The sequence below is a fragment of the Mangrovihabitans endophyticus genome (assembly GCF_014646155.1).
Taxonomy (GTDB): Bacteria; Actinomycetota; Actinomycetes; order Mycobacteriales; family Micromonosporaceae; genus Actinoplanes; species Actinoplanes endophyticus.
Genome location: NZ_BMMX01000001.1, coordinates 643,003 through 668,633, shown reverse-complemented (window position 1 = coordinate 668,633; position 25,631 = coordinate 643,003). Strand labels below are relative to the sequence as shown.

The window sequence follows — 25,631 nt, the reverse complement described above, 5'->3', positions numbered from 1 at the left end:
GCTTTGTGCAGCGCGACGATGGGGAGATTTCACGCTACCGCGAGAGGCACCGTTTCGCGTACGCGTATCGGGGCCGGGATTCTCCCCGGTCGTACGCGCTTTCCGTGCCCGAAGAAAAGCGTCAAAGAATGGACCGGAATCGCGCCCCTATAAGCGGCTCTTGCGGCTCGCGCCGCGGACGGCGGAGAAGATCGCGGCGAGGACCATGATGCCCATCATCGCGTAGAAGGCCGCCCGCAGGCCCTCGGCGAACACGACCGCGAGCCGGCCGTCCAGCTTGCTGGTGCCGACGAAGATGGCGAATGCCAGGTTCCGCGGGATCGAATGCGAGGCCACGAGTATCGCGGTGGTGAAGGAGAAGACCATGCCGATGCTGGCGAACGTGCGCAGCACGCCGGAGGCGATGCCGAGCCGGTCGGGCGGTGCCGCCTTCATCACGGCGGTGCTGTTCGCCGGAAAGAAGAAGCTCCCCCCGATCATGATCACAAGGTTGCCGACGGCGGCCAGCCACAGGCCACTCGTCGCGGTCATCTGCGCGAAGATCGCCATCGCGACGACCGAGATGCCGAGCCCCAGCGTCGCGGGGATCACCGGCCCGAGACGGTCGGTGAGCCGGCCGGCGTAGGGCCCCACCACGGCGCCGACCAGGTAGCCCGGCAGCAGCAGCATCGAGGCCCTGATCGGGTCCATCCCGCGGGTGCCCTGCAGGTACATGATGACCAGGAAGAGCACCGCGAAACTGCCGACGCCCTGCAGCAGCGAGGCGAGCAGCGAGGGCGTCATCGTCGGGATGCGGAACAGGGTCAGGTCGAGCGTCGGATCCGCGCGCCGGAGCTCGACGATGACGAACACCACCAGCAGCGCGACGCCGCCGGCCAGATAGCCGATCAGGGTGGCGTCGAGCGGGCGCGAGGCCAGCCCGGTCATCGCCCAGAGCACCCCGAACAGGCCCAGGCCGAGGGTGATCATCCCGAGGACGTCGAAACTGCGGGCCTGCCGCTCGCCGCGGTCGCGCAGCACGCGCTGCGCCAGCACCAGCGCGACGATGCCGATCGGCACGTTGATCCAGAAGATCCACTGCCAGGACACGTACGTCACCATGACCCCGCCGAGCAGGACACCGAGGACCGAGCCGAACGAGAATCCGAAGGCGTTGAAGCCGTACGCGCGGCCACGCTCGTGCGGCGGGTAGAGCTCCGAGATGATCGCGCCGCTGTTGGCCGCGATCAGCGCGGCGCCGGCGCCCTGCAGGAGCCGGAATCCGATGATGCTCGGCGCGTTCCAGGCCAGTGCGCAGAGCACCGAGCCGACGGTGAACACCAGGAAGCCGGCCTTGTACATGCGGACCCGACCGAACAGGTCGCCGAGCCGGCCCAGTTGCGTGGAGAGCACGGTGACCACGAGCAGGTAGCCGACGACCACCCAGGTGACGGCGGCCAGGGTGATGCCCAGGTCAGCCTCGATCGCGGGCAGGGCGAGCACCACGATCGTGCCGTCCACTGCGGAGACGAGCACGCCGATCATCACCACGAGCATGCCGAGGCCGCGCCGCGGCGGCGGGGACGACTCCGGGGCGTCCGCCGCCCCGGTCGAGATCTTGTCGCTGACCATCGATGACCCCGCCTCTTCTCGGACTAGTAGACTACCTTGCTAGCATGCTTGCCGCACGGAAGCCCCCGACGCCCGAAGGGCCATCAGGGGCGACCACAGAATGAACCTTTTTCAACCTGGCATCGAGCCCGTCGGTTGCGCGCCGTCGGCCAGTGGCGGCACCTGCCGGCCTCGCCACGTTGAAAAAGGTTCAATGTTCAGCTTGCGAGCGGGGCCTCGATGCTCCATTCGCGACCGTCCGGGTCGCGCACCACCATCCGCTGGGTGCCCCAGTGGGTCGGCTCGAACTCCGAGACCACCTCGACGATCGGGTCGGGCTTGAAGGTCGCCGCATCCGCCACGCGCAGCACGAACTGCGCCTGCGGCGCGCGCTCCTCGGGGACCTCGCTCACCACGAAATAAGGCCCCTCGTCGTGCTTGAGCATCCCGGAGCCGTGCTCGGTGACGAAATCGACCTTGAAGCCCAGCGACTCCAGGAATTTGGCCGTCTTGCCCCAACTGTGCGTCTCGACGTAAACACCTTCGACACCACGGGTCGTCATGTCTGGATTCCTCTCACACGATTCCGTCTTGATTCTTTCCCTGGCGCTCGGCGAGATGCGAACGCAGCGCCTCGGCGACCAGCGCCGAGAGCGACAGTTCACGGTCGATGGCATAATGCTTGACCTCCCGGATCAAATCAACCGGCAGGTAAACATTGAACTGCCTGACCTCCTCAGCAGTCATACTAGCATGCTAGCACACGGCATTGCCGAGGACCCGTTCGCGCGTACGGAAATGTGCGTCCTCCCGTTCGCAAGAGGCCGGATGTAATGAGTTAACAGAACGGTCGGCCGTCGTTATGCTCGGCCCATGCGATTCGGGTTAATGGCAAGCAATCCCATTGAATGGCTGCTGGTCAAGTCCAATTTGATCGCGCGGCCGGTGCTCGATACCCAGGTGGCGGGCACGTACGTCCACGTCATCATGGCGGCCGTCAAGGTCGGCGTTTTCGACGCCCTCGCCGACGGTCCCGCCACCGCCGAGAAGATCGCGGCCGGCTGTGGCACCGATCCCGGCAGCACCGCGAAACTGCTGCCCGCGCTGGCCGCGTCGGGATACCTGCGCGCCAAAGGCGACCGGTACGAGCTGAGCCCGCTGTCCCGCAAGTGGCTGGTCTCCACCAGCCCGCATGCGGTGAACGACAAGCTGATGCTGCAGTTCTACGAGCTGGGACTGATGCAGCGGGCCGACGAGTACCTGCGCAGCGGGAAGCCGCTGGACTTCCACACCGGCATGAGCGACGAGGTCTGGGACTCCTATCAGCGCGGCATGAAGTGCCTGACGACCGGGCAGACCGGCATGGTGGCCAAGGCCGTACCGGTCCCCGAGGGGGCCACCGACATGCTCGACATCGGCGGCTCGCACGGCGCCTACTCGGTCGCGTTGTGCCGCCGCCACCCGTCGCTGCGCGCGGTCGTGCTCGATCTTCCCGACGCCGTGCGGCACGCCGCGCCGCTGCTGGCCGAGGAGGGGATGGGCGACCGGGTCCGCCACCAGGCCGGCAACGCGCTCACCGACGACTTCGGCGTGGAACGCTACGACGCCGTGGTGATCATCGGCGTCGCACACCACTTCAGCGACGAACAGAACCGTGAACTCACCGCCAAGGTGGCTCGTGCGCTACGCCCCGGCGGGGTCTACACGATCGCCGAGTTCCCCGCCGCCAGCGGCGAGGGAAAGACCCAGCAGCTCGCCGCGCTGCGCGACTTCTACTTCGCGCTGGCCAGCGAGTCGGGCACCTGGTCGCCGCCGCAGATGGCCGCCTGGCAGCGCGCCGCCGGCCTGCGACCGGCCAAGCCGGTGCGACTGGCCGCCAGCGGCGGTCTCAACCTTCAGTCGGGCCACAAGCCCCGGTGACCCGGCACGCCGCCGGCCCGGCCCCGTCGCGTACGGGTGCCGGGCCGGGGGCGTGTCCGGGGATCGGGGGCGTGTCCGGGGATCGGGGGCGTGTCCGGGGATCGGGGGCGTGTCCGGGATCGGGGGCGTCTCACACCGTGACCGGCACCGCGACCGGGCCCCGCGTGATCATCAGCCGGTGCCAGGCGACGTCGTCCGCCAGCGCCAGCCGATCGAACCGGCGCACCAGGCGGCCGAGCGCGATCCGGATCTCCAGTCGCGCCAGCGCGGCGCCCAGGCAGTGATGCGGGCCGCCGCCGAACGAGACGTGCCGGCGCGCGTTCGGCCGGTCCAGGCGCAGCTCGGCCGCGGAGGGGCCGAAGACCTCCTCGTCGCGGTTGGCCGAGGCGAGGCCGGCCAGCACCGTCGCGCCCTTGGGGATCACCGTGCCGGCGGCCTCGTGCGGCGCGAGGGTGATCCGGCGCGAGTACTGCACGGAGGTGTCATACCGCAGCACCTCGTCGGCCGCGTTGACGTCCAGGTCCGGGCGTTCGCGCAGCAGCCGCAGTTGCCCGGGGTGACGCAGCAGCGCCACCACGCCGTTGGCCAGCAGGTTCATGGTGGTCGCATAACCGGCGAGATACAGCAGCACCACCTGGGCGATCAGTTCCTCGTCGCTGAGCACGTCACCGCCGTCCTCGGCCCGGATCAGCTGGGTCAGCAGATCCGGATTCTCCGGTACGAGATTGCGGCGCTTGGCCTCGATCACCGCGGCCACGCGGTCGACGAGTTCGGTCTCGGCCGTCGTGATCGCCGCGATGAGCTCGGGCGTCGGCTCGGCGACCGGTTCGAGGGAGTGCGCCAGGACCTCGGCCCGCTCGCGCAGCCAGTGATAGTCGGCCTCCATGCCCAGCATGTCGCAGATCACCAGCAGCGGGAGCGGATAGGCCAGCTCGGTGACCAGGTCGGCCCGGCCGTGCTCGGCCGCCTGGCGTTCGACGCGGTCCAGCGCCTCGTCGACCAGGCGCGTGATCAGTGGCGCCTGCCCGTTGATGGCGCGCTCGGTGAACACCTTGGTGAGCAGCCTGCGCAACCGGGTGTGGTCCGGCGGGTCCTGGTCCATCATGGACAGGGCATGGATCCGGCTCTTCGCGACGTTGTCGTCCTCCACCGAGTGGTCGGCCCGCAGCAGGCGGACCACGTCTGCGTGCCTCGTGACGATCCAGAATCCCGCCGGGTGCTCGAATGCCGGATTGGTCGCGCGCAGCTTCGCATAGTGCGGATAAGGATCGTCGGAAACGCCCGGAGCGAGCGGGTCGAAAGCGTATGGCATTTCCCGGTCGGCCATGGTCATTCATTCCGTCCTGTCGAAAGGCGCTTACCGTCTCATCGGTTATAGGCAGCGGGTTTGACGGCTGGCAAGGCAGGCGACCGCGGCGGCTGCGGGCCGTCCGAGTGGGTAATCTCCCCGGTCGCTCGCTTGACGCGCCGATTCGGTGACTCGAAACTCGTAACCGGGACATCCCCCATTCTCCCCCCTCTCGAAAGGAATTTGTCGTGCCTGCCGAGAAAACGAAGGTGCCGGATGAGACGGCCGTGCGGGTGGCGCTCTGGCGGGCCCTGCACGTGCGGACCGACCCGCCGCCGCATGTGATCGCGGACGAGGTCGGGCTGCGCCTGGTGGCACCCGGCGAGGACTGGCACCGGCGTCCCGACATGGCCGGGGACGGGATGCGCGGGTTCCGGGCCGGCGTGGTGGCCCGGGCCCGGTTCGTCGAGGACCTGGTGGCCGAGCGCTGCGCCGCCGGCGTGACCCAGTACGTCATCCTCGGCGCCGGACTGGACACCTTCGTCCAGCGCCGGCCCGACTTCGCCGGCCGGCTGCGGGTGTTCGAGATCGACCAGCCCGCCACCCAGGAATGGAAGCGGCGGCGGCTGACCGAACTCGGTCACGGCTCCCCGGATTGGCAGCGTTGGGTGCCGGTCGACTTCGAGACCGGGGAACGGTGGTGGGACCGCCTGGTCGACAGCGGCTTCGACCCGGCGCGGCCCGCGGTGATGGCGTGCGCCAGCGTCACCATGTATCTCAGCGAGGAGGCGGTGCGCGACACCCTGCGCCAAGCCGCCCGGTCCGCCGCCGGATCGACGCTGGCGATGACCTTCATCCTGCCCACCGCCTTCGACGAACCGCCGGACGACGCCGCGGACACCCCCCAGCCCGGACCACGGGTGCACTTCCGCAGCTACTTCACCCCGGACGAGATCCTGGGCCTGGCCCGGGACGCCGGATTCCGTCAGACCCGGTACGTGTCCACCGAGGAGGTGACCGCGCGCTACTTCGCCCGCCGCACCGATGACTTCCGGCCGGCCGCCGGCGAGCCGTTCATGCTGGCGCACACCTGAGCGGCCCCTCACGTGGTGACGACCAGCAGCTCCTCCGCGTTGGAGGGGCGCAGGCCGTCGGCGCGGCCGGCGAAATACCGGGCGGTCAGGGCGGAGGCGGGGAGGTGTTCGGCGGTGCGGAAACCCGCGTCGCGGGCCAGGTCCAGCATCTCTGTGGGGGTGAAGAACCCGGTGAACGGCGTACCGGAGGCGCGGGCGGCCTGTTCCACCCGGGCGCGCAGTTCCCGGGGGCCCGGCTCGACCATGTCGAGCGGAAGCTGGAAGGTGGTGGCCAGCACGGAACCGGGCGCCAGCGCGGTGCCCTGCCGCAGCAGCGCCACGATGGCCTCCCGGCTGAGGTAAGTGCTGACGCCGAGCGACGCGACGACGGCCGGTTGTCCGGCGTCGAACCCCGCCGCCGCCAGAGCCTGCGGCCAGGACCGGCCCGGCTGGAAGTCGTACGGCACGAAGTGCAGCCCGGGAACGTGGAAGCCGAGTTCGGCCAGCCGCCGCCGCTTCCACGCCTGCGCCCCGGGGGCGTCGAGTTCGAAGACCCGCAACGGCGGGACGAGGTCCGTCCGGCGCTGGGCGAAGGTGTCCAGGCCGGCGCCCAGGATGACGTACTGGCCGACGCCGCGGCCGACGCTCTCGGCGACCAGGTCCTCGGCGTACCGGGCCCGGGTGATCACCGCCGCGCGGGCGAACGGGTTGTCGTCCGGGTCCATGTCCGGGCGCCGCCGCCAGTCGCCGCCCGGATCGGCCAGGCGCAGGCCGAGCTGGTCGTCGAAGACCGCCGGCGGGGCGTCGTGTTGCACGTGCAGAGCACGCCACAGCGCGGTGCGCACGGCGGTGCTGCTGGGTTCGGCGACGATCTGCTCGGTCATGTCGGATCTCCTGGGTTCGCAGGTGTGTCGGTTGGCGTGGTGCGCTACGTCTGCGGCGCGTCTCGCTGCCGCTGCGCTACGTCTGCGGCGCGTCTCGCTGCCGCTGCTCCACCTCGGCGGCGAAGTTCTGCCAGATCCGGCCGCACTCGCGGGCCAGTTGCGCGATGCCCGCCACCCGGTAGGCGGGCACGTCCCGGCTGATCCGAGCCCAGTCGTCCGGATCCAGCGCGTAGACGTCCAGCAGGCGGAGCAGGACGCGTCCGGACTCACGGAACCGCAGGGCGGGATCGCTGCGCAGGTTGCGCAGCACCGCGGACCGGTCGGCCGGGCCGGCCTGCGGGAGCCGGACCGAGCGGCTGGCCCGCTCGGGCGCGCCGCGGTGCCCGCCGTCCGGGCCGGGCACAGCCCGGGGCTGGGGCCGGGCCGGCAGCGCCTCGGCGCGACGCGCGTCGTTGCGCACGTGCCGCACGGTGTCCGGGCTCACGCCCGCCTCCCGGGCGATCTCGCGCAGCGACGCGCCGTGGCTCTCCGCGAGCACGCTGCTCACCCTGGCCCGGGCCGCAGCGCCGTCGACCGGCCGCAACCTGCCGTCCCGGCCGCGACGATGGGTGATCTGCCCGGCATCGCTGCCGGACCGCCGCCGGATCGCCCCCACCGTCTTGTGCGAGAGCCCCACCACCGTGGCGATCGCCCGGTCCGACCAGTCCGGATAGGTGCCGAGAATCCGCTCCGTGGCCGCCGTGCGTTCGGCCCGCGACAACGGCAGCCCGTGCAGCACGTTCTTCTCGACGGCGAGCACGAACGCCTCGTCCTCGTCGCAGTCGCAGAAGTCGACGTCGATGGCGTCCTGCACCCGCAGCTTCGCCGCCTGCAGACGGTGCGCGCCGTCGACCACGCGCATCGTGCGGCGGTTGACGAGGATCGGCGGGAGTACCGCATCGGAGTTCGCCAGCAGGCGGGCGTGCTCGTCGTTCACCCCGGACAGGCGGGGCGAATCAGACGCCGCGATGTCGGTGAGCCGGATCCGGGCCTTCTCGGCCGCGGCGGCGACAGGCTGAGCGTTCACAGTGCGGCCTTCCTTCTCCACGGGGGTGTCCTGCCGGCGGCGCCGGCGAACCTGCGGCCGGAGACTCAGGCGGTGCCCATCCGGCGGTCGAGTTCGGCCGGGTCGACGTCTTCGACGTGGGTGGCGATGCTCCACCGATGGCCGTACGGGTCGAGGATCTGCCCGGTCCGGTCGCCGAAGGGGGCATCCTGCACCGGGCGCAATGCGGTGGCACCCGCCTCCAGCGCGGCCGCGAAGACCTCGTCCACGTCGTTGACGAACAGGTAGAGGGTGACCGCGGTGCCGCCGAGCGTGGCGGGCGCCGGCAGGCCGGGCAGTTCGTCGGAGATCATCACGACGGCAGCGCCGAGCTGGATCTGGGCGTGCGCGATCCGTCCGTCGGGCAACGTGTGCCGCTCGATCTCCTTGGCACCCAGCGCGCGGCGGTAGAAGTCGATCGCCGCGTTGCCGTCCCGCACCGTGAGGTACGCGACGAGCTGCGGATACCCGTCTGGGATCGGCATGACCATGGGAGTCCTCCTCAGGCGGTGATGGCGTCTCAGGCGGTGATGGCGTCCAGGAAACGGCGCAGCTCGGCCTCGTCGCCGAGCGAGACGCGCAGATGGCCGGGGAAGCCGAAGATCCCGGTGTCGCGCACGAGGATGCCGTGCACCCGGGCGAGTTCGTCCTGTGCGACGGACGCGTCGCTCACACGGACGGCCACGAAGTTGGTCACCGACGGCAGGTGGCGCAGGCCGCGCCGGTCCAGCTCGGCGCAGAACCAGCGGCGCCGGCGGTCCCCGGCCGCTCGGACACTGTCCAGGAAGTCCTGGTCGGCGAGGGCCGCGAGGGCCGCCGCCTGCCCCACCCGGTTGACGCTGAACGGCAGGACGGTGAGCGTGCGGCGCACCTCGGCGATCAGGTCGGCACGTCCCACCGCGTACCCGATGCGGAGCGCGGCAAGCCCGTACGCCTTGGAGAAGGTGCGCAGGGCCATCAGCGGCGCACCCCCGTCGAGGAAGTCGCGGGTCTGCGGGAGTCCGGCGGCGAACTCCTGGTAGGCCTCGTCCACCACCAGCGGCGTACCGGACGTCGCCGCACCCTCGACGAGCGTGGCGAACGCGGGAGGGCCGAGCGCGCCACCGGTGGGGTTGTGCGGGTTGCACACGTACCCGATGCCGTGCGCGGACAGGCCCGAGGCGAACGCCGCGGCGTCGAGGCCGGCGCCGTCCAAGGGCAGGGCGGTGCTCCCCCGCCCGGTGCGGTCGAGGGCCGCCCGGTAACCCGGGAAGGTGCCCGCGGTGACCAGCCCCGGCAGGTCCCGTTCGCCGAGGCTGAGCGCCGTGGCCAGCACCAGCTCGTCGCTGCCGTTGGCCACCGCGATCTGGTCCTCGCCGACGTCCCAGTGCCGCGCCAGGGCGGTGACCAGGGCGTCGCGCTGCGGCGCCGGATAGCGGTGGATCCGGCTCAGCGCCTCGGTCGCGGCGGCGACGGCGGCGGGGCTGGCGCCGTACGGACTTTCGCTCAGGTGCAGCCGGACCAGGGCGTCGGCGTCGGGCACACTGGCGTTGTAGACGGTGGGCGAGGCCAGCACGCGGGCGTTCACAGCCGGTCACCCAGCAGGATGCCGAAGCAGTAGCTGCCCACCGTCGCCTCCCTGGTGACGAAACAGTGCTCGCTGCCGGCCGGGATGCGTACGGCGGCGGGCGAGACCACCTCGTGGCGGACGCCGTCGCAGAGGACCTCGATGCGTGCCTGGCCGGGTTCGGGTGAGACGAGCAGATAGATCTCGTCGACCTCGTGCCGGTGCGGCTCGGCGACCGGCTCGCCGACCAGGGCGCTGAGCTCACCGCCGGCGAGCTGCACCGGCAGCCCGCCGAACATCTGCGCGGTCAGATAGAACGGCGCCGGCCGGTGGTGACCGGCGACCGCGAGCGGCACCGGCAGCTCGGCGACGATCTCGGCGGTGCGCTCGGTGCAGTCGCTCATGCGGGGCCTCCGTTTGGCATGCGCTCCTGGCCCTCGCTGCGCTCGGTGCAGTCGCTCATGCCGGCTCCAGGACGAACAGGTAGGTGTGCGGGGCGCCGAACGCGACGGTGCGCCGCAGCCGCATGCCGCCGGCATCGAAGAGCCGCTCGTACTGCTCGCGGGTGTAGATCGGCACACCCATCAGCGCATGGGCGAGCTCGAACCCGCTGGAGAAGATCGGCAATCGGTCGTCGTCGCCGCCGGCCGGGCTGACCGTGGTGTCGGCGAGCAGGAACGTGTGTGCCTTGGGGAACGCGTCACGCAGCCGGGGCACCACCTGGTCGCGCCGCACCGGATCGGCCAGCAGGTCGTGCAGGAACATGAAGCTCATCACCACGTCGGCCTGCTCGGCCGCCCCGACCCGGTGCCCGGCGAAGAGAATGTCGAGCACGTCGGCGCAGACCGGTTCGACCCGGTCGGACAACTGGTACCGGGCGACGGTCTGGCGGCCCAGCTCGGTGGCCGGTTCGCTGATGTCGATGCCGATGCCCCGGCTCCGGGCGCGCCCCCGCACCAGGCGGGAGACCCGTTCGCTGACGCCGGCGCCGAGGTCGACCAGGAGCCCGAAGTCGAGCTGGGCGATCTGCTCGTCGAGCAGATGCCGCATGAGCGCGCGGTCGGCCTGCGCCGAACCGAGCGCCACCATGCCCTCGTCGCGGTGCAGGTCGACGCCGAACCGCCGCTCGCCGCGAGCCAGCGCGGCCGCGTGCGCGAAGACGTCGTGGTATCCCCCGACGCCCCAGGTGAAGAAGCCGAGCACCCGGCGGGCGTCGGCGATCAGCGGCATGGCGACGGCGTGGTCGTCGCGGACCTCCAGGTAGCCGAAGCGGGCCGCGGCCGCGGCGAGGGCGCGGACCACGTCGGCGTCGAGCCGGTGGGCGGCGCTGAATCCGGCGAGGTCCACGGCGCCGCCGTCGAGCTCGTCGAGCAGGCCGAGTCCCTGCAACGCGTGCACCACATGGGCGCAGATGAATCCGTTGAAGGCGGTGTCGGGGTGCAGCGGCGTGACCGCCTCGCCCCGCCACTGCGGAAGCAATGTCGCTGCCTGCGGCATCGGGGATCCCTTTCTGGTGGAGCCGGCGTGCGGCGGGCCGGGGGAACTCGCACGCACGCCGGGCTGGACATCAAGCCTCGAGACGGGCCCGGTGCGTGGCGAGTGAGTACGGCGTCAGGTCGATCTCCGGGTCCTTGCCCAGATGCAGGTCGCGCACGATCTGGCCGGCCAGCGGCGCCTGGGCCAGGCCGTGCCCGCAGAACCCGGCCGCGAACAGGATCCGCTCGAAGCCGTCCTCGCCCCGGCCGATCACCGCCGACTTGGTGGCGGTGACGTCGAGGGTGCCGGTCCAGGCGCTGCGCAGCCGGACGTTCTGTAGCTGCGGGTACCACTTGGGCAGTTCCTCGACGGCCGCCTGGAACCAGATGTCGCGCATGCCCTCCTGTTTGGAGATGCGCTCCAGCCCGACCAGGAACTGGCCGCCCATGCCCATGGTCTTGAGCCCGGACACGGGGTGGAAGGTGAACGGCAGGTGGTGCAGGTCGCCGTCGCTCACCTGCGGATCGGTGAAGAGCAGCTCGGCGAACTGGCCCCACACCGGCAGGTCCATCCCGGCGAGCTTGCCGACGGCGCCGCTGGCCGGGCCGGCCGCGATCGCGACCGTCCGGCCGGTGAACTCGCCGATCGTGGTGCCGACCACGCCGGTTTCCGCGTCCACGCCGGTGACGGTGACCCCGCCGACCACGCGGGCGCCGTGCTTGCGGGCACCGTCCACATAGCCCTGCACGATCGCCTCGGGCTTGACCCGGTAGGTGTGCGGATTCCAGAACGCGGCCGTCACGGTGTCGGCGTCGAGCCACGGATTGCGCTCGACGGCCTGCGCCGGGGTGAGCTGTTCGAGCTCGGCGCCGGCCGCTCGATGGAACGGCAGGTCGGTCTCCAGCTCCGCGGCCTGTTGCGGGCTGGTGGCGATGGTGAGCAGGCCGAGGTCGGCCAGGCCGAGGTCCACGCCGGTCTCGGCGGAGAAGGCGCGATACTCGGCGAGGCTGCGGCGGGCCAGCTCCGAGTCATACGGCTTGCGGGGGAAGTACGTGCGGAACGCGCGCGCGGTCTGCGCGGTGGTTGCGGCGCCGAACTCCCCCTGTTCCAGCAGCAGCACGTCGATGCCGGCCTGGGCGCTGTAATACGCGATCGAGGTGCCGATCACACCGCCCCCGATGATCACCAGCTCGGCGGAGTTCCGGTCAGACATACGCACCCCCGTTGACGGTCGGCCGATAGGTCCAGGTGCGCTCGGCGAGGCTCCACGGGAACAACTGCAGGTTCCAGGCGCCGAGCGCGTTGACGTACGTGGTCATCTGCGCCATGAGAGCCGCGAAGTCCTCCCGGGTGGCGATCTGGTCCAGTGCCGCGTTGACCTCCTTGGTGAATTCCCACAGCGTGTCCATGCCGCAGTAGCCGAGGAATTCCGATGGTTTGACGAGAAGAATGCGGGCCAGGGCGACGAGCGATTTCAACGGCGTTTCGGTCAGGCGCGCGGCACGGACCAGACCGGCGTACGAGACGTATCCCAGTGGCCGCGTCTCGCCATTCACCGCGACCAGGGTGGTCAGCACGGAATTCTTCGTCCCAGCGCCCGAGAAGAACGTTCCCTCGTGCATGTCGATCAGTTCGTCGGTCGGTGCGACGAGCACCTTCTCGGTCTCCTGAGCGATCCGCTCGATCAGCGGGCGCAGCGCCGCACCGGTGACCTCAAGGCGCCGCACGCCGTGCCCCTCGGCCTCGCCGGCGTGGCTCACGGCGGCGATCACCGGCGTCCCGTTGCCGTGCACGGCCTCCCAGATCAGCTCTCCGATCCGGGGCAGCTTCGCCACGTCCTCGGGGATCACGTGGCCGATCGGCGACGTCGGCATCGGCTCGGTGAGCTCTCCGTACTTGACGGTGAGGTGCTGCACGGCCGAGCAGAACACGGTGCCGTCCGGCTGGATCTTGCGGTCGACCTTGTGATCCGGCGTGGCGTGGATGAGGTCGTGCGCCGGCGGCACGTGGTAGAAGCAGTCGCCGGCCACGAGCGCGTGGCCCTGCAGGGTGCGGTAGGGCATCGCGGCCCACAACGGCTCGACGATCTCGGAGTTGTGCTTCTCGTCGAGGGTGACCCGGATGCTCTCGCCGATCGGCTGCCACCTGATCTCAAATTGTCGCACTTTCCTCACCTCGTTCTTGGCTCGCCGAAAACGAGCGGGCAGAGAATAGGATTTCCGATGACTCGACACTAGCGCCGGACGGCATTACCACGGCCGATGCCGACCCCATATTTGTCAGAATGACGAGCGGGTTTTCCGGACCGGGATAAATACATCGGCACGACGACACAGGCGAGGCCGATCAGGGTTACCGCGACCGGCAGGACGGTGGTCTCCCGCAATGCCCGCGCGAGTTCGCCGGTGGCCGCGACCCGGTCTTGCAACAGCGCGCCGATCGCGGCCGCGCCGAACACCCCGCCGACCTGACGGGTGGTGTTGAAGACCCCGGACGCGGCGCCGGCCAGGTGCGGTGGCAGGTCGCCGACGGCGAGCTCGGCCACCAGCATGAACACGCAGCCGATCCCGGCGCCGGTGAGCAGCAGCGGAGGTACCAGCGGCCAGGGGCCTGCCGCACCCTGGGCGCTCGCCGCGACCAGGCTCAGGCCGACCGCGTACGCGAGCAGGCCGCCGGCCAGCAGCGCGATCCGGCCGACCCGGGCCGCGGCCCGGCCCGCGAACGGCGCGACCAGGCCGGACGCGAGCGAGGCGACGGCGAGCACGCCGCCCGCTGCGGCGGGGCCGAGCCCGAGCCCGTCCTGCAGGTAGAGCGTGAGCGGCAGGGCGAGCCCGGCCATCGCGAACCCGAAGCAGAGCATCACCGCGCTCGCGAGGGTGAAGTTCCGGCTGGCGAACAGGGCGGGCGGCACCAGCGGTTCGCGGGTGCCGGCCCGTTGCAGCAGCACGAACAGGCCGAGCAGCAGGGTGCCCACGACCAGCAGAGCCGGGATCGACACCGGTCCGGCGACCGGGCCCCACCGGTAGCGCTGACCCTCCAGCAGACCGAAGCTGATCGCCAGGAGCGCGAGCGAGATCACGACGGTGCCCGGCACGTCGAACCGATGCCGGGCCCCCGGCCGCGAGTCGGGGGCGAGCAGGGCGGCCAGGACCACGCCGAGGATGCCCACCGGCACGTTGATCAGGAAGACCCATCGCCAGCCGAGCGCGCCGACGACGAGCCCGCCGACGAGCGGGCCGGTCGCCGTCGCGAGCCCGGCCACCGCCCCCCACACGCCGAGGGCGGCACCGCGTCGGCTCGGCGGGAAGAGGATCGTGATGAAGGCGAACGTCTGCGGACCGAGCAGTGCGGCGCCCACACCGGACAGCACCCGGGCCGCAATCAGAGCGTCGATGCCGGGCGCGGCTCCGCAGAGCGCCGAGGCGAGGGTGAAGAGCGAAAGTCCCGCCAGATACACGCGTCTGGGGCCGAACCGGTCGCCCAGCCGTCCCGCCGTGATCAGCGGGACGGCGAACGCCAGCAGGTAGCCGTTGACCACCCAGAGCACCTGGTCGAGCCCCGCGTCCAGGTCGGCCCGGACGCGGGGTATCGCGACGTTGACGATCGAGGTGTCCAGCAGTGTGACGAAGAATCCGGCGCACAGCACCGACAGCACGGCCCAGGGCCGGTCACGCCGCATGCCGCGCACCGTCCCGCGGTGCAAACGGCGCCGGGTCGACCGCCGGATGGCGGCCGAGATGCAGGTCGCGGACGAGTTGCCCGGCCATCGGTGCCTGCGCCAGCTCATGGCCGGTGAACCCGGCCGCCGCCAGCACCCGGCCGCCTGCCCGGCCGATCACCGCGGTCGTCGATGCGGTGGCGTCGAGTGCGCCGGTCCAGGCACTGACCAGTTGGTGACCGGCCAGGCGCGGGTAGCGGCGGTGCACCTGCGACGCGGCCGACCGGCGCCATTCGTCGCGCCGCCCGCTCTCGGTGCTCAGCCGTTCCAGACCGACCAGGAACGAGTCGCTCATGCCCATGGTCTTGAGACCGGCGGCGGCGTGGAAGGTGAACGGCGCCGACGCCGCGTCCGGGCCGACCGGGCCGAGCCGGAACAACTCGGCGAACTGCGCCCAGACCGGCAGCTCCAACCCGGCCGATGCGGCCAGGCCGGTGCTGTCCGCGCCGGCCGCCAGCACCACCGACCCGGCGGTGACGGCGCCGGCCGCGGTCTCCACCCGGCCGGTCGCGGCGTCAATCCCGGTAATCCCGACACCGGTCACCACGCGGGCACCGAGTCGCCGCGCCGCGTCCAGGTAGCCGCCGAACACCCGATCGGCCCGGAGCCGGATGAACTGGGGGCAGAGCACCGCGCCCGCTATCGTGGCCGGGTCGAGCCAGGGATTGCGCTGCGCGGCCTGGGCGGCGCTGAGCAGTCGTGCCCGGACGCCGACCGCCCGCTGGTCCGGCAGTTCGGCGGCGAGCGCCGCCAGTTCCGGCTCTCCGTCGGCCACGACCAGCATGTCCGTCGCGGTGACCGCAAGGTCGGCGCCGACCATCCGGCCGAAGGCGCGGAACTCGGCGAGACTGCGCGCCACCAGCTCGGAGTCGTGCACCTTGCCCGGAAAGTAGGTCCGGAACGCCCCGGCCGTCTGCGTGGCCGTGGCCTCGTCGCTCCCGCCGGGGGTCAGCATGGTGACCTGCACGCCGGCTTGGGCACAGTGGAACGCGATCGAGGCGGCGACCACCCCCGCGCCGATCACCACCAGGTCGGTCTGTGCCCCGGCACTCATGCGGCCACCCGCCCCAGACGGCCCGTCTCGTCGCCGGCCAGGGTCTGCACGGCGTGCGCGGCCGAGGCGAGGGTCACGTGGCGGTGCCAGCCAGGGTAGGAACGCCCGCTGAAGTCCCAGATCCCCCGGCGCTCCGCGATCAGGTCGAGGTCGTGGTCGGCCAGCGCGAGCCGGCCGGCCAGGTCGAGCACCGCGCCGATCGGCAGGCTGGTCTGGTTGGTGAGCCAGAGTTCCTCGTCGGCGTGCTCGGTGAAGGGGCTGACCGCCACCAGCCGCAGCCGGCTGTGCAGGCGCTGGGGCAGCACCGCCGGCAGGACGTCCACGCTCGACACCATCTGCCGGCGCACGGCGCCGGTGGCCGACGCGTAGGTGTGCAGGCGCCGCCGGGACCGGGCCGCCTCGGCGATCTGCCGGGCCGGCAACGCCACCTCGGGCCGGTGGCCGACCAGCCCGGCGTCGCTGACCCGCAGCGGGATGTTCGGCGGGATCCGCAGCAGCATCGGGCCCTCCGCCGCGGTGATGAGCTGTAGTTGTGCGTACTCGAGGTCCCGGCCGTCGACGACCACCGGCAGCCGGTCCGGCGCCGAGTTCAGCACGCCCTGCAGGGCGTGTGCGGTGCATTCGCTGAGCGTCTCGGCGCTGAGTTCGTCGGGCAGCGCCGAGCGTGCGCGGCGCGCCTGGTCGTCGAGCCATTCGCGCGGCATCTGCAGGCGCCAGCTCACCGGGAACGTCGCCCCCGCGGCGCTGGCCATCACGCCGACCGCGCGCTGGGCGTGCAGGGTCCGCCGCCGGATCCGGCAGAAACAGCGGCTCACCCCGACCGCATGCAGGCCGGCCTTGGGAATCATCACCGGGGTGACCACCCAGGCGTCCGGCGGGGCCGCCTCGGTGACGTGCCGGGCGAGCGCCCGGCGCACCTCGTCCCAGTTCCAGGACGAGTCGCTGATGAAGTGGTGCAGGCGCTGGTCAACCCCGGATCCGCCGACGAAGGCCGCGACGTTCCGGATCGTCTTGCGGCCCGGCGCGGCGAGCAGGCCGCGTAAGTAGTCGCGGGCGCGTAACCGTTGGTCGCGGCGGGCGAGGGACGCGAAGAGCCGATCGCATACCTCGTCGAGCACCTCGCCTACGGGGCGGCCCGTGCGGGGCTTGATCTCGGCCGGACGCGCCCGGTCGAACGGGGCGTAGAGACCGTCGAGGTCCTGGACGACTTCCCAAACCATGTGTCCCCCATAGAGATTCTCGCCACGCGGGATCCGGATCTCGGGTGCCGGATCCGCGCAGCGGTGACCGGCCGGGCGCCGAGAGGGCGCACGGCTGACGGCCGGCGAGCGGGTGGGATTCAGTGCGCGATGACGGGGTGCCGAGGCGGTGCGTAGAGTCGAAGGAAGGTCTTGACGCCGTCGATGACGATCTCGCTGACCTCGGCCTCGCCGAGCGGGACCGCGAAATAGAACGACGGCTGCATGACGCTCACGAATGTCAGCAGGTTGAAGTGCGTGGCGGCGGCTTCGGGGTCGGGTACGTCGAGCAGTCCGCGTCCGCCGATCAGTCCGAGGTGCCGGGCGAGCTCGCGCTGGAACGCGAGCGGGCCGGTCTCGCGCCACGCCCACAGGACCGCCGGCGAGATGCGCGCGGCCTCCGCGTTGATCGTGCGGACCAGCGCGAAATGGCCTGCAAACGCGGCGGGAGAATTGGCCCACTCCACCGCGAAGTCGACCAGGCTCTGCTCGGTGTCAACAATGTTGCTCAGGTGCCGGTCGGCGATGTTCTTGTGCACCTCGGCGACCTGCGTGGAACCTTCGAGGATCACCGAGAGGAAAAGGTCCTCCTTGTCGGTGTAATGGTTGTAGATGGTGCGTTTGGACACCTCGGCCTCGGACGCGATCACGTCGAGGTTGGCGCCGGCATAACCTTCACGTCCGAAGACGTCCCGGGCGGCGTGCAAGATCGCGCGACGTTTGTCAGGTTGGCCGCGGCGGCTGGGCTGAGGTATTGCTCCTTTGATCGACATCGCGTCCTCCGGATGGGCCTGCGCGACTCCGGCCGCAAATCAATCAGGACGTTACACCCGTGAGTGCAAGTGGACAACGCCCAAGCGTTCGTTTGCATCGATCTATGTCGCTGTCCTCTGTGGACCCGAGAGATCAAAAGATTGTGCACGTGCACGCCCGATACCCACGGATATCGCCATTCCTGCCTGGTCAGCGGGGTGCCGGGCCATTCCCCCGGGAACGAGTCGTAACCAGGGGTGGCATCGGACCTGACGAAGTCCCCAGCAGCAGGTTGCAGGCCCGGATCTCGACCCCAGAGACTTGCGCATGTTCGAGCAGGATCGATCTTAAAACCCTTATCGGAATTCATCCGCAGCACCGTCGCCCACCACCGCGCGAGGGGCGCCGGCCGCGGAGGAATTCGACCGCGAAAGGGCCCGCGGACCATTAACGCGGTGATCCTTTCCCAAGAAACGCCCGACCAACGGGGGCACTCTTGCTGACCACGGATTCGCCACCTGAGGAAACGTCCGATTTAGCCGGAGAAGGCGCGGTTGTCGCCAATCTCATCGACGAGATCGTGCGGGATTGCACCCTTCTTCCGGCCGGCCAGCAGCCCACATGGGATGACATCGCACTGGTACGCCGGGTGCGCGCCAGCCTCGCGGTGACGCCGGGCCTGGTCCGCGGGAAGGACGTCGCCGAATTACGCCGGCAGCTCGCCGCCGCGGCCACCGGCGAGGCCGTGGTCGTCCAGGCCGGCGACTGCGCCGAATCCTTCGCCGAATCCCTGCCCGGGCACGTCGCCCGCAAGGCGGCACTGCTCGACATCCTGGCCGGGGAACTCAAGATGATCACGCATCGACCGGTGATCCGCGCCGCCCGGATCGCGGGACAGTACGCCAAGCCCCGGTCGCGGCCCACCGAACGCGTCGGCGGCCACGAACTGCCGGTGTACCGCGGCCACATGGTCAACGGCCCCGAGCCGGACCCGCTCGCACGCCGGCCCGACCCGCGGCGCATGCTCGCGGGCTATCGGGCCGCCCGGGCCGTCGTCGGCCACCTGGGCTGGCCCGACGCCGACGATTCCGGCGTGCGGCGCACCATCGACCCGGCCGTCTGGACCAGTCACGAGGCCCTCCTGCTCGACTACGAGCTGCCGATGCTGCGCGGCCACGAGGGACGGCCGTTCCTCGCCTCCACCCATTGGCCGTGGATCGGCGAGCGCACCCGGGACCCGGCCGGCGCCCACGTGGCCCTGCTGTCCCGGGTCGCCAACCCGGTCGCCTGCAAGGTGGGGCCCCGAATGACCACCGATGAGCTGTTGACCCTCTGCGAGCTCCTCGACCCCGCCCACGAACGGGGCCGGCTCACCCTGATCGCCCGGATGGGCCACGAGGCGGTCGCCGAGAAGCTGCCGCCGCTGGTGGCGGCGACGGTGGCCGCGGGTCATCCGGTGCTTTGGCTCACCGACCCCATGCATGGCAACACCGTCACGGTCCCGGGCGGCCACAAGACGCGCCTCGTGCACACGGTGGTGCGCGAGGTCCGCCTGTTCCACGAGGCCGTCCGGTCCGCGGGCGGCGTCGCGGGCGGCCTGCACCTGGAGACCACACCCGACGACGTCACCGAATGCGTGCCCGACGCGGAGCGCCTGCACGATGCCGGGCGGGCGTACACCAGCCTCTGCGATCCACGCCTCAATCCATCCCAGGCCGTCGCCGTGATCTCGGCATGGCGCGGATAGCACCAGAAGGGATTCGCACAGTGGACCATTCATCGCACAGCCGGGTGGCGCTCGTCACCGGGGCCGCCGGCGGGATCGGCGCGGCCGTGGCCCGCGCCCTCGGCCAGCACGGCGTCCGCGTCGCCGCCGTCGACCGGGACGCATCCCGGCTGGCCGCGGCCGTGGAGAAACTCACCGCCGACGGCTTGGCCGCCACCGCGATACCGGCCGACGTCACCTCGGCTGCGGACGCGGGCCGCGCCGTGGACCGTGCCGAGGAGGTGGTCGGCCCCCTCGACTACCTGGTCAACGCCGCAGGCGTGCTGCGTCTGGGCGAGGCACGCGCGCTCGGCGACACCGACTGGGCCGAGACCTTCGCGGTCAACGCCACCGGCGTCTTCAACGTCTCCCGGGCGGCCGTGCAGCGGATGGTGCCCCGGTCGCGGGGTGCCGTCGTGACGGTCGCCTCCAACGCGGCGAGCACCCCGCGGACGGGCATGGCTGCCTATTGCGCTTCGAAGGCCGCGGCGACGATGTTCACCAAGTGCCTCGGACTGGAGGTGGCGGCGTACGGCATCCGGTGCAATGTGGTCGCCCCGGGATCGACCGACACGCCGATGCTGCGTGACATGTGGCACGACGAGACGGGACCGCGCGCGACGCTGGACGGCCGGCTCGATCAATACCGGGTGGGCATCCCGCTCGGGAAGATCGCCACGCCCGCCGAGGTGGCCGAGGCCGTCGTCTTCCTGTTGTCCGACCGGGCGTCGCACATCACCATGCACGACCTCACGGTCGACGGCGGCGCCACGCTCGGAGTGTGACCCGTGACGGGCATCCCGGCCATCACGCCGTACCCGATTCCCACCGCTGCGGAGCTCCCCGGCAATGTCGCCGGCTGGACCGCCGACCCGGACCGCGCGGTGCTGCTCATCCACGACATGCAGGGGTACTTCCTGCGCGCGTTCCCGGACGACCTGCGCGACGAACTGGTGCAGAACACGACCTGGCTGCGAGAACGGTGCGCGGATCTCGGCATGCCGGTCGCGTACACCGCGCAGCCCGGCGACATGACCGACGAGGAACGCGGTCTGCTCAAGGACTTCTGGGGCCCCGGCATGCGGGCCGGCGCCGCAGACCGGGAGATCGTCGAACCGCTCGCGCCGCGACCCGGCGATTGGATGTTCACCAAGTGGCGCTACAGCGCGTTCTTCCGCACCGACCTGCTGCGGCGGCTGCGGGCGGGCGGCCGCGACCAGCTCCTGATCTGCGGCGTCTACGCGCACGTCGGCGTCCTGATGACCGCGCTCGACGCGTTCTCCCACGACGTCCAGCCGTTCCTCGTGGCGGACGCGGTCGCGGACTTCACCGCGGAGCACCACCGGATGGCGATCGACTACGCGGCCCGGCGCTGCGCGGTGGTCACCACTGTCAAGGAGGTATTGACGTGACGGGGGCCGACGAGAAGGACGATCTGCTGGCCGGGGTGCTCGGGCCTGAGCCGCCCGCCTTCGCCCTGCTGCACCGGCCCGAGACGACCGGCCCGGACGCGGTGGAGGTCCTGCTCGGCGAGGTGACCGCGGTGCGCACCCTGGCCGACATCCCGGTGCCCGAGGCCGGCGCCGGAGCGCGGCATGACGTGCTCGCGCTGGTGCCCTACCGGCAGATCACCGAGCGGGGGTTCGCCTGTGTCGACGACGGCGCTCCGTTGCTCACGATGGCCGTGACGGCGCAGGACACCGCGGCCGTCGGTGACGTCCTGGACCGCCTGCCCGACCTGCCGACCCCGATGACCGGCGCGGACTTCGACCAGACCGACGACGACTACGCCGAGGTGGTACGCCGGGTGGTAGCCGAGGAGATCGGCCGCGGCGAGGGCGCCAACTTCGTCGTGATGCGCTCGTTCGCCGCCGGGATCACCGGGTTCACCGTGCGGCACGCAATGTCGCTCTTCCGGCGGCTGCTGCGTGACGAGTCGGGCGTCTACTGGACGTTCCTGGTGCACACCGGCGACCGGACATTCGTCGGCGCGACGCCGGAGCGGCACGTCAGCGTGTCCGGCGGCACCGCCGTCATGAACCCGATCAGCGGCACCTACCGCTACCCGGACGCCGGTCCCACGCTGCGCGGCGTCCTGGAGTTCCTGGACGACGACAAGGAGACCGACGAGCTCTACATGGTGCTCGACGAGGAGCTCAAGATGATGGCCCGGATCTGCGACGGCGGTGGCCGTGTCTCCGGCCCGTACCTCAAGCAGATGGCCCGGCTCGCACACACCGAGTACCTCATCGAGGGCAAGACCACTCGCGATCCCCGGGAAACCTTGCGGGAGACGCTGTTCGCGCCGACCGTCACCGGCAGCCCGCTGGAGAACGCGGCACGAGCGATCAGCCGCCACGAGACCCGCGGGCGTGGCTATTACAGCGGCGTGGTCGCGCTGATCGGCCGGGACGCGGCGGGCGCGCACGTCATGGACTCGGCGATCCTCATCCGCACGGCCGACATCGACGCGGACGGCCGGCTGCGCATCGGCACGGGCGCCACCCTGGTGCGCCACTCCGACCCGGTCGCCGAGGCGGCCGAGACCAGGGCCAAGGTGTCCGGTCTGCTCGCCGCGTTGCAGGCAGGCGAGCAGGGTGATCTGGCCGGCCACCCGAAGGTGCGTGCCGCCCTGGGGCGGCGCAACGAGCGCATCGCGGGCTTCTGGCTGGCCGGAGCGGCACCCGGCCCGGCGCCATGGCTGCGCGGGCGGCGGGTGCTGATCATCGACGCGGAGGACGCCTTCACCGCGATGCTCGCGCACCAGCTACGCTCGCTCGGCCTGCGGGTCACCCTGTGCCGCTTCGACGAGGCGCCCGGACTGGACGGATACGATCTGGTCGTGCTCGGGCCCGGCCCGGGCGACCCGCGCGACCGCGCCCACCCCCGGATCGCGGCGATGGACGCGGTCGCCGCCAGGCTGCTCGCACGCCGGCAGCCACTGCTGGCGGTGTGCCTGAGCCATCAGATCCTGAGTCTTCGCCTGGGCCTGCCCCTGGTCCGTCTGGACGTGCCGAACCAGGGCGTGCAGCGTGAGATCACCCTCTTCGGCGCGCGGGAGCTGACCGGCTTCTACAACACGTTCGCGGCGCACTGCGACGAAGGCAAGATCGAGTGCGCGGGCGTCGGGATGGTCGAGGTCAGCCGCGATCCGCGGACCGGCGAAGTGCACGCGTTGCGCGGGCCCGGTTTCGCCTCCATGCAGTTCCACGCCGAGTCGGTGCTCACCCCTGACGGGTTGCGCATCACCGCCGACCTGCTCACCGAACTGCTCGGCTGAGGGGGTCACGATGCCGCGAATCTGCATCGTCGGCGCCGGCCCGCGCGGGCTGTCGGTGCTGGAGAGGGTCTGCGCGCACGCCGGGCAGCGCCCGTCGGAACGGGTCCGGGTGCACGTGGCCGACCCGCACGTGCACCGAGGCAGCGCGGTCTGGCGAACCGACCAGTCCCGGCTGCTGCTGATGAACACGATCGCCTCGCAGATCACCATGTTCACCGACGACAGCGTAGAACTCACCGGCCCGGTGGTGCCGGGACCGAGTCTCTACGACTGGAGCCGCACCTTGCTCGACGACCCGGACGCCGATCCCGACCTCGTCCTGCAGGCCAAGGACCTGCTGCCCGACGGCTATCCGTCGCGGGTGCTCTACGGCCATTACCTCGGCTGGTTCCTGCGCGGGGTCGTCGAGCGGGCGCCCGCCAACGTCGAGATCACCCGGCACGCGGTGAGCGCCGTCGAGCTGCTCGACGAGGCGCACGGCGGCCAGACCGTGGTGCTCGCCGACGGCGTACGCCTGACCGGGCTCGACGCGGTCGTGCTGGCGCAGGGTCACCTGCCCACCCTGCCGCCACCCGAGGTGCGGCGGATGGCGACCCGGGCCGCGGCGGCCGGTGTGCGATACCTGCCGCCCGCCAACCCCGCACTGCTCGACCTGTCCGTGGTGCGGCCGGGCGCGGTGACCGTGCTGCGCGGGATGGGCCTGACCTTCTTCGACTATCTGGCGCTGCTGACCGAGGGCCGCGGTGGGATCTTCACCCCGACGGTCGACGGCGGGCTCGCGTACCGTCCCTCCGGCAACGAGCCGGTGCTCTACGCGGGATCCCGCCGCGGGTTGCCCTATCACTCGCGCGGGGAGAACCAGAAGGGTGTGTCGGCCCGGCACGAGCCGCGTTTCCTCACCCCGCTGCGGATCGCCGGGTGGCGCGCCCGCGCCGCCACCGGGGATCCGCCCGACTTCCGAGCTGAGGTCTGGCCGCTCATCTCGGCCGAGGTTCGAGCGGTCTACTACCACGCATTGATCGCCTCCCGGCTCGGCGCGGACGCGGCCGCCGTCTTCGCGCAGCGGTATGCGGCGGTGGCCGGCGCGGGCGACCTCGAAGCACCGCTGCTGGCCGCCTGGGGCGTCGCCCCCGGGGAGCGGTGGAGCTGGGACGCGCTCGCCCACCCGTGGCGCGGGCAGGGCCTGACCGACCAGGCCGGGTACGAACGCTGGCTGCTCGGCTATCTGCGCCGCGACCTGGCCGAGGCGCGGCTGGGCAACGTGTCGGGCCCGTTGAAGAGCGCCCTCGACGCGATGCGGGACCTGCGCAACGAGATCCGCCTGGTGGTCGACCACAGTGGAATCGAGGGCGCCTCCTATCGGGACGGCCTGCAGTCCTGGTACACGCCGTTGAACGCGTTCCTGTCGATCGGGCCGCCGCCGCGGCGCATCGCCGAGACGGTTGCCCTGCTCGACGCCGGCGTGCTGCACATGCTCGGTCCGGAGATGCAGGTGCGGGTGGCCGGGGATGCGTTCGCGGCCTGGTCCCGGGTGCTGCCCGGCACGCCGGTACGCGCCGAGGTGCTGATCGAGGCGCGCCAGCCCGAGTTCGACCTGCACACCACGACCGATCCGCTGCTGTGCGGGTTGTACCGGACCGGGCGGTGCACGCCGTACCGGATCGCCGGGCGGCGGGGCATCGCGTACGAGACCGGGGGGCTGGCGGTCACCACCCGCCCCTGCCGGCTGGTCGAGGCGGACGGGCGGGCGCACCCGAGCAGGTTCGCGTTCGGCATCCCCACCGAGGCGGTGCACTGGGTCACCGCGGCCGGCATCCGCCCCGGCGTCAACTCGGTGACTCTCGCCGACGCCGACGCCATCGCCCGGCAGGTCGTCCGCCCCTCCCCCGAGCACGCCTTGTCGGGCAGCGCCGCGAAGGGCGAGAATCGTTGAGCGACAACGGAATCCGCGCGCCGGGCACGGTCGCGCCGCCGGTGGGCCGCGCCCGGCGGCCGGCCTACGCCCAGACGCTCAGGTAACGCTCCCCGGTGTCGGGCAGAACCGTCACGACGGTCGCGCCCGCGTTCTCCGGGCGGCGCGCCACCCGCAGGGCGCCGTGCACCGCCGCGCCCGAGGAGATGCCGGCCAGCACTCCCGCCGTGCGGGCGAGACTGCGGGCGGTCGCGAGGGCCTCCTCGTCGGTCACGCAGAGCACCTCGTCGATCAGGGCCAGGTCGGTGGTCTCGGCCACGAAGCCGCCGTTCAGGCCGGGGATCGCATGGGTGCCGGCGTATCCGTGGGTGAGCAGCGGCGACGCGGTCGGCTCGACCGCGACCGCGCGCACCCGCGGGTTGCGCTCCTTGAGATAGCCGGCTGCGCCGCACAGCGTGCCGCCGGTGCCGATGCCGCAGACCAGGATGTCGACCGTGCCGGCGGTGTCGGCCCAGATCTCCGGCCCGGTCGACTCGCGGTGCGCGCGCACGTTGTCGGCGTTGGCGTGCTGCCGCGGGTACCAGGAACCCGGCGTGGCCCGGTGAATCTCCTCGGCGCGGTCGATCGCGCCCTGATACCGCAGCGCGCTCGGGGTCTGGTGCACCTCGGCGCCGAGCGCGCGCAGCAGGCCCACGCGCTCGGCGGTGGCGCTGTCCGGCAGCACGATCACGCACCGGTAGCCGCGTGCCGCGCAGAGCGCGGCCAGGGCGATCCCGGTGTTTCCGGAGGTCGCCTCGATCACCGTGCCCTTGCCGGGCATCAGGTCGCCGCGCCGTTCGGCCGCGTCGAGCATCCAGAGCGCCGCGCGGTCCTTGACGCTGGACAGCGGGTTGGTCGACTCCATCTTGGCCAGCAGCCGCACGCCGGACGCACCGCCCTCGACCGGCAGCCGCAGCAGCGGGGTACCACCGATCAGGTCCTCGATGCTGTCGGCGATGCGCTGCTGGTTCACAACCGTTGCGGGCATGACGAAACCTTCCTTCGGGGTTC

24 protein-coding genes are annotated in these 25,631 nt (G+C 71.5%); 7 read left to right on the top strand and 17 right to left on the bottom strand.

Going from position 1 to position 25,631, the window contains the following annotated elements; genetic code table 11:
• Positions 1-147: 147 nt before the first annotated feature.
• The 3 genes from IEY73_RS02580 to IEY73_RS02570 all read right to left on the bottom strand — a co-directional run bounded on the left by IEY73_RS02580 (position 148) and on the right by IEY73_RS02570 (position 2,337).
• A complete protein-coding gene (locus tag IEY73_RS02580) occupies positions 148-1,611 on the bottom strand; it encodes an MFS transporter (RefSeq protein ID WP_189077366.1) in 1,464 nt (487 codons plus the stop codon).
• Between the two features lie 197 nt (positions 1,612-1,808).
• Positions 1,809-2,153 carry a VOC family protein gene (locus IEY73_RS02575; RefSeq protein ID WP_189077365.1) on the bottom strand — a complete coding sequence of 115 codons (345 nt, stop codon included), beginning with the start codon at positions 2,151-2,153 and terminating at the stop codon, positions 1,809-1,811.
• A 13-nt stretch (positions 2,154-2,166) separates the two neighbouring features.
• Positions 2,167-2,337: a ribbon-helix-helix domain-containing protein gene (locus IEY73_RS02570; RefSeq protein WP_189077364.1), complete on the bottom strand. Its 171-nt coding sequence runs from the start codon at positions 2,335-2,337 to the stop codon at positions 2,167-2,169.
• A 126-nt stretch (positions 2,338-2,463) separates the two neighbouring features.
• On the opposite strand from IEY73_RS02570, the gene IEY73_RS02565 reads away from it, so the two are divergent.
• Positions 2,464-3,510, top strand: coding sequence for a class I SAM-dependent methyltransferase (locus tag IEY73_RS02565; protein WP_189077363.1), 1,047 nt, complete (start codon positions 2,464-2,466; stop codon positions 3,508-3,510).
• Positions 3,511-3,640: 130 nt separating this feature from the next.
• Here the strand turns inward: IEY73_RS02565 and IEY73_RS02560 are convergent, their stop codons facing one another.
• Entirely contained in the window at positions 3,641-4,837 is a 1,197-nt protein-coding gene (locus IEY73_RS02560) for a cytochrome P450 (RefSeq protein ID WP_229715399.1), read from the bottom strand.
• A 209-nt stretch (positions 4,838-5,046) separates the two neighbouring features.
• Between IEY73_RS02560 and IEY73_RS02555 the strand changes: the two genes are divergently transcribed.
• Positions 5,047-5,892, top strand: coding sequence for a class I SAM-dependent methyltransferase (locus IEY73_RS02555; RefSeq protein ID WP_189077361.1), 846 nt, complete (start codon positions 5,047-5,049; stop codon positions 5,890-5,892).
• Between the two features lie 8 nt (positions 5,893-5,900).
• Here IEY73_RS02555 and IEY73_RS02550 read toward each other — a convergent pair whose 3' ends face one another.
• The 12 genes from IEY73_RS02550 to IEY73_RS02495 all read right to left on the bottom strand — a co-directional run bounded on the left by IEY73_RS02550 (position 5,901) and on the right by IEY73_RS02495 (position 17,578).
• Positions 5,901-6,755 (bottom strand): class I SAM-dependent methyltransferase, encoded by an 855-nt coding sequence (locus tag IEY73_RS02550; protein ID WP_189077360.1) that lies wholly within the window; start codon positions 6,753-6,755, stop codon positions 5,901-5,903.
• Positions 6,756-6,831: 76 nt separating this feature from the next.
• Positions 6,832-7,821 (bottom strand): ParB N-terminal domain-containing protein, encoded by a 990-nt coding sequence (locus IEY73_RS02545; RefSeq protein ID WP_229715398.1) that lies wholly within the window; start codon positions 7,819-7,821, stop codon positions 6,832-6,834.
• Positions 7,822-7,886: 65 nt separating this feature from the next.
• Positions 7,887-8,330 carry a VOC family protein gene (locus tag IEY73_RS02540; protein WP_189077358.1) on the bottom strand — a complete coding sequence of 148 codons (444 nt, stop codon included), beginning with the start codon at positions 8,328-8,330 and terminating at the stop codon, positions 7,887-7,889.
• A 29-nt stretch (positions 8,331-8,359) separates the two neighbouring features.
• Complete coding sequence (locus IEY73_RS02535) at positions 8,360-9,406, bottom strand: pyridoxal phosphate-dependent aminotransferase (RefSeq protein ID WP_189077357.1); 1,047 nt, start codon at positions 9,404-9,406, stop codon at positions 8,360-8,362.
• Positions 9,403-9,789: a cupin domain-containing protein gene (locus IEY73_RS02530; RefSeq protein ID WP_189077356.1), complete on the bottom strand. Its 387-nt coding sequence runs from the start codon at positions 9,787-9,789 to the stop codon at positions 9,403-9,405. Before IEY73_RS02530 ends, IEY73_RS02535 begins: the two co-directional genes overlap by 4 nt.
• Positions 9,790-9,844: 55 nt before the next feature.
• Complete coding sequence (locus tag IEY73_RS02525; RefSeq protein ID WP_189077355.1) at positions 9,845-10,882, bottom strand: SAM-dependent methyltransferase; 1,038 nt, start codon at positions 10,880-10,882, stop codon at positions 9,845-9,847.
• Positions 10,883-10,952: 70 nt separating this feature from the next.
• Positions 10,953-12,074 (bottom strand): NAD(P)/FAD-dependent oxidoreductase, encoded by a 1,122-nt coding sequence (locus tag IEY73_RS02520; protein ID WP_189077354.1) that lies wholly within the window; start codon positions 12,072-12,074, stop codon positions 10,953-10,955.
• Entirely contained in the window at positions 12,067-13,026 is a 960-nt protein-coding gene (locus IEY73_RS02515; RefSeq protein WP_229715396.1) for a cucumopine synthase-related protein, read from the bottom strand. The genes IEY73_RS02520 and IEY73_RS02515 overlap by 8 nt, the downstream gene beginning before the upstream one ends.
• A 68-nt stretch (positions 13,027-13,094) precedes the next feature.
• Positions 13,095-14,540, bottom strand: coding sequence for a DHA2 family efflux MFS transporter permease subunit (locus tag IEY73_RS02510; RefSeq protein WP_189077353.1), 1,446 nt, complete (start codon positions 14,538-14,540; stop codon positions 13,095-13,097).
• Complete coding sequence (locus tag IEY73_RS02505; RefSeq protein WP_189077352.1) at positions 14,530-15,633, bottom strand: NAD(P)/FAD-dependent oxidoreductase; 1,104 nt, start codon at positions 15,631-15,633, stop codon at positions 14,530-14,532. The genes IEY73_RS02510 and IEY73_RS02505 overlap by 11 nt, the downstream gene beginning before the upstream one ends.
• Positions 15,630-16,853, bottom strand: a complete 1,224-nt coding sequence (locus IEY73_RS02500; protein WP_189077351.1) for an IS701 family transposase — start codon at positions 16,851-16,853, stop codon at positions 15,630-15,632. The genes IEY73_RS02505 and IEY73_RS02500 overlap by 4 nt, the downstream gene beginning before the upstream one ends.
• Positions 16,854-16,972: 119 nt before the next feature.
• Positions 16,973-17,578, bottom strand: coding sequence for a TetR/AcrR family transcriptional regulator (locus IEY73_RS02495; RefSeq protein WP_229715395.1), 606 nt, complete (start codon positions 17,576-17,578; stop codon positions 16,973-16,975).
• Positions 17,579-18,204: 626 nt separating this feature from the next.
• On the opposite strand from IEY73_RS02495, the gene IEY73_RS02490 reads away from it, so the two are divergent.
• From IEY73_RS02490 to IEY73_RS02470, 5 genes are read left to right on the top strand one after another with little or no spacing between them, the layout of a single operon-like run.
• Positions 18,205-19,371 carry a 3-deoxy-7-phosphoheptulonate synthase gene (locus IEY73_RS02490; protein ID WP_306661464.1) on the top strand — a complete coding sequence of 389 codons (1,167 nt, stop codon included), beginning with the start codon at positions 18,205-18,207 and terminating at the stop codon, positions 19,369-19,371.
• A 20-nt stretch (positions 19,372-19,391) separates the two neighbouring features.
• Complete coding sequence (locus IEY73_RS02485; RefSeq protein ID WP_229715393.1) at positions 19,392-20,174, top strand: 2,3-dihydro-2,3-dihydroxybenzoate dehydrogenase; 783 nt, start codon at positions 19,392-19,394, stop codon at positions 20,172-20,174.
• 3 nt (positions 20,175-20,177) lie between these two features.
• Positions 20,178-20,801, top strand: coding sequence for an isochorismatase family protein (locus IEY73_RS02480; RefSeq protein WP_189077348.1), 624 nt, complete (start codon positions 20,178-20,180; stop codon positions 20,799-20,801).
• The gene (locus IEY73_RS02475) at positions 20,798-22,669 is read left to right on the top strand and encodes an anthranilate synthase family protein (protein WP_306661463.1); all 1,872 of its coding nucleotides are present in this window, start codon (positions 20,798-20,800) and stop codon (positions 22,667-22,669) included. Before IEY73_RS02480 ends, IEY73_RS02475 begins: the two co-directional genes overlap by 4 nt.
• A 10-nt stretch (positions 22,670-22,679) precedes the next feature.
• The gene (locus IEY73_RS02470) at positions 22,680-24,602 is read left to right on the top strand and encodes an FAD/NAD(P)-binding protein (RefSeq protein WP_189077347.1); all 1,923 of its coding nucleotides are present in this window, start codon (positions 22,680-22,682) and stop codon (positions 24,600-24,602) included.
• Positions 24,603-24,666: 64 nt separating this feature from the next.
• Here the strand turns inward: IEY73_RS02470 and IEY73_RS02465 are convergent, their stop codons facing one another.
• Positions 24,667-25,608, bottom strand: a complete 942-nt coding sequence (locus tag IEY73_RS02465; protein WP_189077346.1) for a PLP-dependent cysteine synthase family protein — start codon at positions 25,606-25,608, stop codon at positions 24,667-24,669.
• Positions 25,609-25,631 lie beyond the last annotated feature (23 nt).